Annotated in this window: 4 protein-coding genes; 2 read left to right on the forward strand and 2 right to left on the reverse strand. The window is 75.2% G+C overall.

Translation table 11 applies throughout. From position 1 onward, the window contains the following. The first annotated feature begins 61 nt into the window (after positions 1–61). Together FVE25_RS34795 and FVE25_RS34800 are read left to right on the forward strand one after the other, a co-directional pair. Positions 62–4,978, forward strand: a complete 4,917-nt coding sequence (locus FVE25_RS34795) for a non-ribosomal peptide synthetase (protein ID WP_246267858.1) — start codon at positions 62–64, stop codon at positions 4,976–4,978. Further along, entirely contained in the window at positions 4,975–10,275 is a 5,301-nt protein-coding gene (locus FVE25_RS34800) for a type I polyketide synthase (protein WP_157251389.1), read from the forward strand. The genes FVE25_RS34795 and FVE25_RS34800 overlap by 4 nt, the downstream gene beginning before the upstream one ends. Before the next feature lie 12 nt (positions 10,276–10,287). Here FVE25_RS34800 and FVE25_RS34805 read toward each other — a convergent pair whose 3' ends face one another. Together FVE25_RS34805 and FVE25_RS34810 are read right to left on the reverse strand one after the other, a co-directional pair. Beyond that, positions 10,288–11,523, reverse strand: a complete 1,236-nt coding sequence (locus tag FVE25_RS34805; protein ID WP_157251390.1) for a serine/threonine protein kinase — start codon at positions 11,521–11,523, stop codon at positions 10,288–10,290. A 9-nt stretch (positions 11,524–11,532) separates the two neighbouring features. Continuing rightward, on the reverse strand, positions 11,533–13,038 hold the full coding sequence (locus FVE25_RS34810) for a S8 family peptidase (RefSeq protein WP_157251391.1): 1,506 nt from the start codon (positions 13,036–13,038) through the stop codon (positions 11,533–11,535). Between the last annotated feature and the right edge of the window lie 6 nt (positions 13,039–13,044).

Consider the following 13,044-nt stretch of genomic DNA (forward strand, 5'->3'; position numbering starts at 1 on the left):
GCGTTGACTTGGAATTATGTCCTTCGCTATAAGGATTTATCCGGACTCTAGTGAATGCCTGGTGAACCCCTTGAACGTGGCGTTCCCCCCACCCCCCGCCCTTCTCCACGAGCTGGTCCTCGACCAGGCGGACCGCACCCCCGACGCCCTCGCGATCCGGCAGTGGGACCGCACGCTCACCTACCGCCACCTGCGCGAGGCCGTCACCCGCGTCGCCGGCGGCCTGCGCGGCAGCGAGCCCGGGGACCGGGTGGGGATCTGCGCCCGCCGTACCCCCGACCTGCCGGCCGCCGCGCTGGGCGTCATGGCGGCGGGCGCCGCGTACGTGCCGCTGGACCCCGCGCACCCCCGCGCCCGCCTGCTGGAGGTGCTGGCCGACGCCGGCATCCGCACCGTGCTGGCCGACGCGGAAGGGATGAGCCTGCTGGCCGGCGCCGGGGCGCGCCTGCTGCCCCTCCACGGCGGGCCCTCAGGGCGGGAGCCGGTCCGCGTCGATCCGGCCGGCGCCGCCTACGTCCTGTACACCTCGGGCTCGACCGGCCGGCCCAAGGGCGTGGTGGTCAGCCACGCGGCCGCGGTCTCCTTCGTCACCATGGCCGGACGGCACTTCGGGCTCGACGCGGGCTGCCGCGCCATCGGGTTCGCCGCGCTCGGCTTCGACGTCTCGGTCCTCGACGTCTTCGCGCCGCTGGCCAGGGGCGGCGCGGTCATGTTCGTCCCGGACGAGGACCGCACCGACCCCGGCCGCCTCCAGCGCTTCCTCGAACACCACCAGGTCACCTGGGGCACCATCCCGCCCGCGCTGCTCCCCCTGCTGGACCCCGACCGGCTGCTCAGCCTGCGCGACGTGGTCACCGCCGGCGAACCGGCCGGGCCGGAGCAGGTCGCCCGCTGGCGCACCGGATCGCGCCGCTTCCACAACTGGTACGGCCCGACCGAAACCACCGTCTGCGTGGTCGGAACCGAGCTGACCGGCACCTGGGACCGTCCGCTGCCCATCGGCCACGCGCTGGCCGGGTCCGCCGCCCGCGTCCTGGACGAGCACCTCGCCCCCTGCCCGCCGGGAGTGCCGGGCGAGTTGTACATCGGCGGGCCGCAGCTCGCCCGCGGCTACCTCGGCCGTCCCGGCCTGACCGCCGAACGGTTCGTCCCCGACCCGCACGGCCCGCCCGGCGCCCGCCTGTACCGCACCGGCGACCGGGTGCTGGTCGAGCCCGACGGCCGCATCGGGTTCCTGGGCCGGGTGGACCGCCAGGTCAAGGTCCAGGGCCAGCGGGTCGAACTCGGCGAGATCGAGACCGTGCTGCGCGCCCACCCCGGCGTGGGCCACGCCGTCGTGGACGTGCCGTCGAGCAAGGCCAGCCTGGTCGCCTACCTCGCCCCGGAAACCGCCCCCGGCCTGGCCGAAGTCCGCGCGCACTGCCTGACGCGGCTGCCCGGCTACATGATCCCCGTCCGGGTGGTGCGCCTGCCGATCCTGCCGATGACGGTCGCCGGGAAGGTGGACCTGGCCGCCCTGCACGCGCTGACCGGGGAACACCCGGCCGCCGCGCCGGCCCGTCCCCCGCGCACCGCCGTCGAACGGGCCGTCGCCGGCGTGTGGGCGCGGGTCTTCGGCTCCGGCGCTCCCGGCCTGGACGCCGACTTCTACGCCTGCGGCGGGCACTCGCTGCCGGCCATGCGCCTGGTCGCCGCGATCCGCGCCGAGCTGGGCCGCGAGGTCACCGTCGAGGACGTGCTGGCGGGACGGACGCTCGAAGGGCTGGCCGCGCGCGTGGAACGTGCCGCCGCGGCCGACGACGCCGCCCCGCCCGCAGACGCCGCCCCGGCCCTGACCGCCGTGCAACGCCGCATGTGGTTCGTGGAACGGCTGGCGCCGGGCACCCCGGTGCACAACATCACGATGGCCCAGTGGCTGACCGGCCCCCTCGACCTCGCCGCCCTGCGCTCCGCGCTGACGGCGGTGGCGCGCCGGCACGAGATCCTGCGCTGGCGCATCGCCGAGGACGGCGGGGTGCCCCGGGTGAGCGTGGACCCGCCGGGCGAGGTGCCGCTGCCCGTGGACGCCCTGCCCGGCGAGGCGCCGGTGGACGCCCGGCCGGGCACGGACGCCGCCGCCTGGCTGAGCGCCGAGGCGCGACGGGCCTTCGACCTGGCCAGAGGCCCGTTGTGGCGGGCCCGGCTGCTGCGCCTCGGCGACCGGGAGCACGTCCTGGCGATCACCGCCCACCACGTCGTCTTCGACGGCGCCTCCCAGCGACTCCTGTACGACGACCTGTCCCGCGCCTACCGGGGCGAGCCCCTGCCGCCGCTGCCGACCGGCTTCTCCGGCTACGCCGCCTGGCTGGAGAGCCGGCCCCAGACGCTGGAGTGGTGGGCGGAACGGCTCGAGGGCGCCTCCGGCAGGCTCGATCTCCCCGAGGACCGTCCCCGGCCGCCGGTGCAGACCTTCGAGGGCGCGGCCGTCCACGCCGAGGCGCCGGTGGGCGCGGCGGTGCGCGAGCTGGCCGCCAAGCTGGGGGCCACGCCGTACGCGGTCATGCTCACGGCCTTCGCGCACGTGCTGGCGCGGCTGTCGGGCGCGGACGACCTCGTGGTCGGCACGCCCGTCGCCGACCGCCGCCACCCCGCGTTCGGCCCGCTGGTGGGGTGCCTGGTCCAGGTCCTCCCGGTACGGCTGGCGGTGTCCGGCGCCGCCTCCTTCGCCGAGCAGGTCGCCCGGTGCCGCGAGGCGCTGAGCGCGGCCATGGCCCACCTGGACGTGCGGCTGGAGCGGGTCGTCGAACGGCTGGGCGCGGGCCGGGACCTGGCGCGCAACCCGCTCGTCCAGGTCCTGTTCAACATGTACGACTTCACCGAGCCGCGGCTGGACCTGCCGGGGGTGCGGACCACGCCCCTGGCCGCCGGGTTGCCCGGCTCGCTGTTCGACCTCACGTTGTACGTGGGCGAGCGCGACGGGGACTACGTCCTCCAGGCCGTCTACAACCCCCGGCTGTATCGGGCCGAGCGGATCGAGGCGCTGCTGGCGGGGTATGTCCGCCTGCTCGGCCAGGTGCTCGGCGACCCAGAGGCCCCGGTGGACCGGGCTGCGTTGCGGCCGGCCGTACCGGATCCTCGGCTGCCCGACGGCCGGGGCGAGCCGGCCGGATGGGCGGGCGACGGCGTGGCCGAGCGCGTCAGGAAGCGCGCGGCCGAGCACCCGAAGCGGACGGCGGTCACCGGCGCGGGCGGCACGCTCACCTACGCCGACGTGATCGCGCTGGCCGACGCCACCGCCGGGCGCGTCACCGGCGGGGAGGTCGTCGCCGTGCTCGCCACCCGGTGCCCCGAGCTGCCCGCGCTGCTGCTGGGCGTGCTCGCCGGCGGAGCGCGCTGGGCCGTGCTCGACCCGGCGCTGCCCGCCGCCCGGCTGGCCGCGCAGGCGGCGGCGGTGGGGGCCGGGGCGCTGCTCTGCTGCCCGGGCGGAACGATCCCCGGGGAACTGGCGAAGCTGCCCCGCGTGGTCCCCGGGGAACCGGCGCACCCGCCCCGCGTGGTCCCCGGGCGACCGGCGCACCCGCCCCGCGTGGGTGCGGCGCGTTTACCCAAGGACGCGGCACGCGGCTACCTCTCCTTCACCTCGGGCACGACCGGCCTGCCCAAACCCGTGTACGCGACCGAACTCCCCCTGGCCCGCTTCCTCGACTGGTACCCGGCGGCCTTCGGCCTCACCGGCGACGACCGGTTCGCCCTGCTGGCCGGGCTGGCCCACGACCCGCTGCTGCGCGACGCCTTCGTACCCCTGGTGCTCGGCGCGAGCCTGCACGTTCCGGAGCAGGAGGCGATCCGGGACCCGGCCCGGCTGGCCCGCTGGCTGCGCGAGCAGGCGATCACCGTCGCCCACCTGACCCCGCAGTTCGCCCAGTTGCTGGCCGCAGCCGGGCAACCCCTGCCCGACCTGCGGCTGGTCGTCTTCGGCGGCGACCGCCTCACCTGGGCGGACGCGGCCAGAATGCGGGCGATCGCCCCCGCCGCCCGGCTGGTCAACGGGTACGGCACCACCGAGACGCCGCAGCTTCAGGCGGTGTACGAGCTGGGGGACGAGGAGGGAGCCGGTGACGTCCCCGTCGGCCGCGGCGTGGACGGCGCGGAACTGCTCGTCCTGACCCGGGACGGCAGCCCCGCGGCGGTCGGCGAGCTGGGCGAGGTGGTCGTCCGGAGCAGGCGGCTGGCCCAGGGGTACCTCCACGAGGACCCCGCGCACCGCTTCGCGACCGGCCCGGACGGCATAGGCCGCTACCGCACCGGCGACCTGGGCCGGTACGACCCGGACGGGAACGTCGTCCTGGCCGGGCGGCAGGACGGGCAGGTCAAGGTGCGCGGGCACCGGATCGAGCTCGGTGAGATCGAGCGCGTGCTGGCCGAGCACCCGCGCGTCAAGGCCGCCGCCGCCGCGCTGGCGGCCGGGCAGGTGCTGCGCGGCTACGCCGTGCCGGACGGGCCGGGGACGCATCCGGGCGAGCTGCTCGGCCACCTGCGCGCCCGGCTGCCCGAGGCGGCCGTGCCCGCCGAGGTGATCCTGCTGCCCGCGCTGCCGCTCACCGCGAACGGGAAGGTCGACCGGGCCGCGCTGCCCGCGCCGAAGGCCAGGCCCGCGCCCGCGCGGGGGCAGGAACCGGCGGGCCGCACGGAACGCCTGGTCGCCGGCATCTGGCGCGAGGTGCTCGGCCTGCCGCACATCGCGCTGGACGAGAACTTCTTCGACCTCGGCGGCCACTCGCTGGCCACCGCCGAGGTGCAGGCCCGCCTGAACGGCCCGCTCGGCCGCGAGGTGGCGATCGTCGAGCTCTTCCGCTTCCCCACCGTCCGCTCGCTGGCCGCCCACCTCGACGGCCACAGCCCCGCCTCCGGTCCCGATCGCGCCGCCCGGCGGATCGCCGCAAGCCGCGCCCGGATCCGGCCCACAAGGAATGGCTCCCAAGGAAAGAGTGAGACATGACAGAACCGACGGTCGAGCCCATCGCGGTCATCGGGCTGGCCTGCCGGCTGCCCGGCGCGGCGGATGTGCCGGAGTTTTGGCGCAACCTCGTGGACGGCGTGGAATCGGTGCGTTTCTACAGCCGGGAGGAACAGGCCGCGCTCGGCGTGCCCGGCTACCTGCTGGACGATCCGCACTTCGTCCCGGCCGCCTGCATCGCCGCCGACTACGACGCCCTCGACGCCGCCTTCTTCGGCATGTCCCCGCGCGAGGCCGAGCTGCGCGACCCGCAGCAGCGCCTCTTCCTGGAGCTGTCGCACACCGCGCTCGAGGACGCGGGCTACGACCCCGCGCGCTACGACGGCGACATCGGCGTGTACGGCGCCACCGGCTCCGACGAATACCAATGGCTCTATATCCGGCGCGACCGCAAGATCCACGCCTCCGCCGGCAACCTGGCCGTCCACGTGGGCAACCACCCCGACTACCTGGCCACGTTCGTCTCCTACAAGCTCGACCTGCGCGGCCCGAGCCTGACCCTGCACACCGCCTGCTCCTCCTCACTCGTGGCCGTGCACGTCGCCTGCGAGGCGTTGCGCGCCGGCGAGTGCGACATGGCGCTGACCGGCGGCGCCTCCCTCGAACTGCCCCCGGAGTGGGGGTACCTCTACCACCAGGACGGCATCTACGCCCCCGACGGCCACTGCCGCGCCTTCGACGCCGCGGCGCAGGGCACGATCTGGGGTGGCGGGGGCGGCGTCGCCGTACTCAAGAGACTGTCCGACGCGATCGCGGACGGCGACCACGTCCGCGCGGTCATCCGCGGCAACGCCGTCAACAACGACGGCTCCGCCAAGGCGGGCTTCTCCGCGCCCAGCGCCGAGGGACAGGCCGGAGCGGTCGCCGCCGCGCTGGCGGTGGCCGGCGTCGACCCGCGCACGATCTCCTACGTCGAGGCGCACGGCACCGGCACCTCCGTCGGCGACCCGATCGAGGTGAGCGCGCTGTCCGGTGTCTTCAGCAGGGGCACCGAGGAGGCGGGCTGGTGCGCGATCGGCTCGGTCAAGACCAACATCGGCCACCTGGGCCCGGCCGCCGGCATCGCCGGGCTGACCAAGACGGTCCTGGCGGTCGAGCACGGCCAGATTCCGCCCACGCTCAACTACGAGCGGCCGAACCCGGGCATCCCCTTCGGCGCCAATCCGTTCCACGTGGCCGCGGAGCTGACGAGCTGGAAGTCGAACGGCGTGCCGCGCCGCGCCGGCGTCAGCGCCTTCGGCATCGGCGGCACCAACGCGCACATCGTGGTCGAGGAGGCGCCGCCGCTGCCGCCCGCCGTGCGCGAGCACCGCAGCCACCACGTGCTGCCGCTGTCGGCGCGCACGCCGTCCGCGCTCGCGGCCATGACGGAGCGGCTGGCCGCCCGGCTGGCCGGCGAGGATCTCGACCTGGCCGACGTCGCGCACACGCTGCGCGCCGGCCGCCGCGTGTTCAAGCACCGCGCGGTCGTGGTGGCAGGCAGCCGCGAGGAGGCGGTCCGGGCGCTCGGCGAGGGCCGCCGCCTGGTCAAGGGCGTGGCCACGAACCCGCGCGTGGCCTGGCTGTTCCCCGGCCAGGGCGCCCAGTACGCGGGCATGGGCAGCGAGTTGTACCGGACGGAGGCGGTCTTCCGCGACACCGTGGACGACTGCGCGCGGCTGCTCGGCTTCGACCCGCTCGCCCACGACGCCGAGGCGCTGCAGCGCACCGAGCTGACCCAGCCCGCGCTGTTCACCGTAGAGTACGCGCTGGCCCGGCTGTGGCAGTCATGGGGCGTCGAACCCGGCGCGATGATCGGCCACAGCATCGGCGAGTACGTCGCCGCGACCGTCGCCGGCGTCTTCGGCCTACCGGACGCGATCCGCCTGGTCGCCGCCCGCGGCAGGCTGATGCAGAGCATGCCGCCCGGCTCGATGCTGGCCGTCCGCCTCGACGAGCACGAGGTACGGCCCGGCCTGCCCGACGGCCTGGTGATCGCCACCGTCAACGGCCCGGGCACCTGCGTGGTCGCCGGGCCGGAGAAGCTGGTCGAGGACTACCGCGACCGGCTCGGCGGCCAGGGCGTCACGTCGACCATGCTGCGCACCTCGCACGCCTTCCACTCCGCCATGATGGACCCGATCGTGGGCGAGTTCCATCAGCTCGTCGCCGCCACCGGACGACAGGCCCCGGCGCTGCCGTTCCTGTCGAACGTGAGCGGCACCTGGATCACTCCCGAGGAGGCCGTCGATCCGGCCTACTGGGCGCGCCACCTGCGCGAGCCCGTGCGGTTCGGCGACTGCGTGGCGGCGCTCGCGGCCGAGGGCGAGTGGCAGCTCGTCGAGTGCGGCCCAGGCAGGCAGCTGTCCGGCCTGGTCAGAAGCCAGTTCCCGAAGAGCGCGCCCAAGCCGCTGCCGAGCCTGCCCGGCCCGGCCGACGCCGGCGCCGACCTGCGGGTGCTGTACGCGGCGGCGGGCGCCCTGTGGGTGGCGGGCGTGCCGGTGGACCTGCCGGGCGAGCCGGGCCGCCGGGTGCCGCTGCCCGCCTACCCCTTCGAGCGCACCCGCCACTGGGTGCCGGCCGAGGCCGACGCCGAGCTGGTCCACCCCAGGTCGCCCAGGACCGGCGCGCTGCCGGTCGAGCAGTGGTTCACCCTGCCCGCCTGGCGGCAGAGCCCGCGGCCCGTCTCCGCCGGCCCGCTCGGCCACCGGCTGCTGGTGTTCGCCGGGCCCGCGAGCGAGCCGCTGCTGGCCGCGTTGCGCGCGGCGGGCGCCGAGGTGCTCGCCGTCACCAAGGGCGAGGAGTACGGCGGCGCCAGCGGCTCCTACACCGTGCGCCCCGGCTCACGGGAGGACTGCGAGCGGCTCCTGGCCGAGATCGGGACGCCCGGGCACGTCGTCCACGCCTGGGCCCTGGACCCGGGCGCCTCCCAGGACGACGGCTTCTTCACCCTGCTGGCGTTGTTCCAGGCGCTGGCCCAGGCCGGCCGGGACGGCGAGGTCCGGCTGGACGTGCTCACCGAGGGCACGCAGAACGTGCTCGGCACCGATGTCCGCAGGCCCGAGCACGCCACCGTGATCGGCCTGGCGAACGTGCTGCCGCTGGAGGCGCCGTGGTTGTCCGTGCGCCACATCGACGTGGAGTCACCCGGCGACCTGGACGCGCTCCTCGCCGAGCTGACCGGCGAGGCCACCACCCCGGTCGTGCTGCGCTCGGGACGCCGCTGGACGCTTCACCACGAACCCGTCGAGCTGCCGCCCTCCCCCGACCCCATGACCGGGCTGCGCGACGGCGGCGTCTACGTCGTCACCGGCGGCCTGGGCGGCATCGGCCGCACCCTGGCCGAGGACCTGGCCGCCCGCACCCGCGGCGCGCTGGTCCTGCTCAGCCGCTCCGGCACGCCCGGCCCGGGTGCGCAGGAGGCCATCGCGCGCATGGAGGCCGCCGGCGCCCGGGTGCTCGTCCTGGCCGCCGACGTGACCGACCCGGAGGCGATGCGCCGGGTGCGCGCCACCGCCCTGGAGCGCTTCGGCCGCGTGGACGGCCTGATCCACGCCGCCGGGCTGCCCGGCGGCGGCATGGCCGAGGTCAAGGACCCCGCCGAGGCTGCCCGCGTCATGGCGCCGAAGATCGCCGGAACCCGGGCCCTCCACGCCGCCTTCGGCGACCTCGACCTCGACTTCGTCATGCTCTGCTCGTCGGTCACCGCCGTGGCGGGCGGCTTCGGCCAGGTCGACTACTGCGCGGCCAACGCCTTCATGGACGCCTACGCCGCGACCTGGCCCGGCCGGGTGCTGTCGGTCAACTGGGGCGCCTGGCTGGACGTGGGCATGGCCGCCGAAGTGGAGGCGCCCAAGGTCTTCCGCGCGCTCCAGCGCGGCGACCGGACCGTCCCGCTGGCGCACCCGCTGCTCACCGAACTGCACGAGCCGGGCGACGGCCGCCCGGCCTGGTGCGGTGGCAGGCTGTCCCCCGCCACCCACTGGGTGCTGGACGAGCACCGTCTCGCCGGCGTCCCCGTCATGCCCGGCACCGGCTACCTCGAATGCGCCCGGTTCGCCTTCGCCGCCGTGCTGCCGAGCCCCGGCCCCGAGCACGTCGCCGAGCTGCGGGACGTCGCCTTCGTCGCGCCCCTGCCCGTCACCGCCTCCGCCGAACTCCGCGTCCTGTTCACCCCGACCGGCGACGGCGCCGACTTCGAGGTGGTCAGCGTGGCCGGCGCCGCCCCGCGCACCCACGTGAGGGGCAGCGCCGCCTGGGTGCCCGGCGGCGGCGCCGTACCCGCCGACCTCGCCGCGATCCGCGCCCGCTGCTCGTACGGCACGCGGACGGAGGACATGTTCGCCTCCGCCTCCGGCCTGGTCACCTTCGGACCCCGCTGGCGCAGCCTGCGCTCGGTCGCCCAGGGCGCCGGCGAGGAGCTCGCCCTCCTGGAGGCCGCGCCCGAGACCGCCGCCGAGCTCGGCCGGTACGGCCTGCATCCGGCGCTGCTGGACGAGGCCACCGCGTTCGTCAGCGCCGCGGGCGAGCACCGCTACCTGCCGCTCGGGTACGGCAGGCTCACCGTGCACGCGCCGCTGCCGGCCCGGGTGTGGAGCCACGCCGTGCACCGGGAGGGCGGCGGCGAGGTGATCGCCGTGGACCTCACGCTGTACGACGACGCCGGGCGACCGGTCGTGGAGATCTCGGAGTTCGTGTTGCGCCGCGTGGACGCCGCTTCGGTGGCCCGCAGCGTCGAGGAGACCGGGGCGCGGCCGGAGGTGTCCGAGAGGTCGGCCGCCGCCGGTGTCGCGCTCGACCGGGAAGGCGCCCAGCTGGGCATCCTGCCCGCTCTGGGCGCCGAGGCGTTCCGCCGCCTGCTCGGCCACCGGGTCGGCGCCCAGGTGGTGGTCAACGCCACGCCGCTGGCCGAGTTCGTGGCCGGGGTCCGCGCGCTGACCAAGACGACGCTGGAGGCGGCGCTGCCCGCGGGCGGTGCGGCCGAGGGCGGCGAACAGGACGGCGGCGGGTACGTCGCGCCGCGTGACGACACCGAGGGCGTGCTGGCGGCGCTGTGGTCGGAGGTGCTGGGCACGCCGCGCGTCGGCGTCGAGGACGACTTCTTCGAGCTGGGCGGCAACTCGCTGGTCGCGGTCCAACTGATCGCGCTGATCCGCAAGAAGCTGGGCGTGCGGCTGCCGATGCGCAGCCTGTTCAGGGAGGCGACGGTGGGCGGGATGGCCGCCCTGGTCAAACAGGCCGAGGTGGAGGAAGCGGCGCCGTCCGGCATCACGCCGCTGCCGCGGACCGCGCGCGGGTGAGCCGGGCCCCGTCTACGACAGGCCCGCCGCGGCCACCGCCGCCCAGGCGACCTCGTCGTGTTCGATGTCGCTGTGCGCTCCCGCGAGGAACGACAGCCGCCTGTTGACGACGGCGTTGGCGTCGAGGCTGCGGTACCCGCCGGGGCGGAAGGCGTACGGCCGGCCGGCGGCGGCGAGGGGTGTGGACGCGGCGCCGTCGAAGCCGTCGTGGCCCAGCGCTCCCCACCGGTGCGCGGCCTCGCTGCTGGTGTCCTGGCGGGCCAGGCGGCTGGCCATGGGGTACCACCAGGACAGGGCGCGGTCGGCCGTGGAGAACGTGCTGACCAGCGGCCCGGCCACGCGCGAGCCGTACCCGGACAGCGCGCCGCGGCCGGTGACGAAGGCGAAGTGGCTGAAGGCGGCCTGGATCAGCGTGAGCGAGCCGGCCTGGACGCCCGGGGACAGGCCGGTGAGCGCGTAGGCGGCCAGGCGAGCGCCGAAGCTGTGGCCCAGGAGGTGGACGCGTAGCCCCGGGTTGCGCCGGATCAGCCGGTCGAGGAGGGGGCCGAGGCCGTGGCGGCCGATGACGCCCGCGCGGTTCTTCATCTCGTAGTAGCTCAGGGCCCTGAGCGTTTCCCTGGCGCCGGCCCACAGCGTCTGGAAGAGGTCGGTGCCCTGGGTGAAGGAGCCGTCGGCGGGCGCGAGCGCGGCCATCGCGCCGAACACGTCCAGGTAGGGGCGGTCCAGGGCGGCGGCCTCGCCCGTGTCCTCCTCGCCGGAGGGCGGGCTGGTGACCAGGCCGGCGATCAGCTCGTGGCAGCGCTGGAGCTTGGCGGGGTCCTGCGGCCTGGAGTCCAGGAGGGCGCCGATCTCCGCCAGGTCGTCCTCCTGGCCGGGGAAGGCGCCCGCCAGAGCCGTGGTGACCGCTCCTCCGGCTACCGGGGCTCCTCCGGTCACCGGGGCTCCTCCGGTCACCGGGGCGACGGGCATCCCGGGTGCGGACTGCGTGGCCGTACCGATGACCGGACCGTCCGCGGCCGGTTCGTCCTCGGGGAAGAGCAGGGACGGCCAGAACACGCCCGCGAAGGCGGCCTCGCCGGAGAGCATGGGGGCCATCAGGCCGAACAGCGAGGAGTACAGGCGGCGGGCGCTCTGCTCCGAGCTGTTCCAGCCGTGGCTGAAGACGAACAGGTTCGCCGCCTGCCCGGCCTGGAGGTCACCGGTGAGCAGGGTGCCGTCTTTGCCGAAGCGGATGTCCTCGTAACGCATGGTTTCTCCTCAGACTCTGGACAGGGCGGCCAGCAGGTCCACCAGCCCGTGCCCCTCGAAGAAGCGGTCGCGGCCCAGGGAGACGGCCGTCTCGCAGAACAGGCGCTTGACCCGGTCGGGCAGGCCCATGAACTCCCTGCGCGCGGACAAGAAGGCGGCGATGGCGCCGGACACGTGCGGAGCGGCCATCGAGGTGCCGCTCGACTCGGCGTAACAGGCTTCGCCGTTGACCTCGGCGAAGACCGGGATGCGGGCCCGCATGGCCCCCACGGCGCAGGAGGTGATGCGCTCGCCCGGGGCCACCAGGTCCGGTTTGAGCCGGCCGTCGAGCGTCGGCCCCTTGGACGACAGGTAGGTGACGCCGTAGACGTGCGGCTTGTCCCGGTGCGTGGAGCCCACCGCGATCGCCCGATCGGCGTTGGCCGGGTCGGTGATGCTGGACAGCGTGCCGCTCAGGCCGTCCACGCCCTGGGTCCAGCCGCCGTTGCCCGCGCTGACCACGGCCACCACGCCGGTGCCGACCAGCAGGTCCAGTTCCCTGCACAGTGGGCTCTGCCCGGCCGCGTAGTCCCGGAAGTACCAGGGACAGCCCAGGCTCAGGTTGACCCCGTGAATGCGCAGCAGGCGTCCTCCGGCGTTGACCCGCCGTATGTGTTCCAGGGCCGCGATCACGGCGCTGGAGGTGGTGCGCGCGAAGCCCTTGCTGGTGTCCATCACCTTCAGGCTGACCAGGTGGGCCATGGGGGCGATGCCCGCCAGCGCCCGGTTGGGTTCGAGCACGCGCTGTTCCCAGGGCGGCAGCTGGAAGCCGTCGCCGGCCGACGGCCGCATGCTCGCGAGCCTGGCCTTGGCGTCCTGTGAAAGCCGGCCGGCGATGATGCCCGCGACGTGGGTGCCGTGGCCGTCCTCGTCGATCAGGGCGGTGGAGGGCAGGGAGTCGTCGGGCGCGGGCTCGTCGCGCACGATGTGACTGAAGTCCCGGTGCAGCTCGCAGACGTCGGGGGCGCTCAACGTGCCGCCGGCGAAGTGCGGGTGGGTGGCCTCGATGCCGGTGTCCAGGACCGCCCAGACGACGCCCGCGCCGTCCGCGGCGAAGGTGCGCATCGCGGCGTCCGCCTTCACCGTGCTCACGGACCGGTCGATCTGCGGATGGTGGAGGTAGTCGGGCCAGATGCGGAAGATGGTGTTCCTGCCCGGCTGCTCCTCGTCGAGGACGAGCAGGCGCATGATCTCCCGCCGGAGCAGGTGGCATTTCACGTAGGCCGCGGAGACGGGCAGAGGCGCGGGCCGGAGCTCCCCCAGGTTCTCCAGCGCCCGGGGCAGCACGTGCTCCAGGAAGTCCCGGCGGACCCGCTCGGGGTCCACGCTGGCGTGGAGGTTCAGTTCGACCAGGGTGCCCAGAAGTTCCTCACCGTGGGCCGGGGTGGAGTCCACGCTCTCACCGACCACGGCCTTGGGGATGCTGTCGTCGACCAGGAGGGGGCTGACCGCCCATCGTTTGCCGTTGGCTGTCATGAGCCG

The organism is Nonomuraea typhae (assembly GCF_009760925.1).
Classification (GTDB): domain Bacteria; phylum Actinomycetota; class Actinomycetes; order Streptosporangiales; family Streptosporangiaceae; genus Nonomuraea; species Nonomuraea typhae.

What these genes read in the sequence shown, in the direction of transcription:
- FVE25_RS34800 (WP_157251389.1), top strand. Translation starts at nt 4,975, where the DNA reads ATGACAGAACCGACGGTCGAGCCCATCGCGGTCATCGGGCTGGCCTGC.
- FVE25_RS34805 (WP_157251390.1), bottom strand. Translation starts at nt 11,523, where the DNA reads ATGCGTTACGAGGACATCCGCTTCGGCAAAGACGGCACCCTGCTCACC.
- FVE25_RS34810 (WP_157251391.1), bottom strand. Translation starts at nt 13,038, where the DNA reads ATGACAGCCAACGGCAAACGATGGGCGGTCAGCCCCCTCCTGGTCGAC.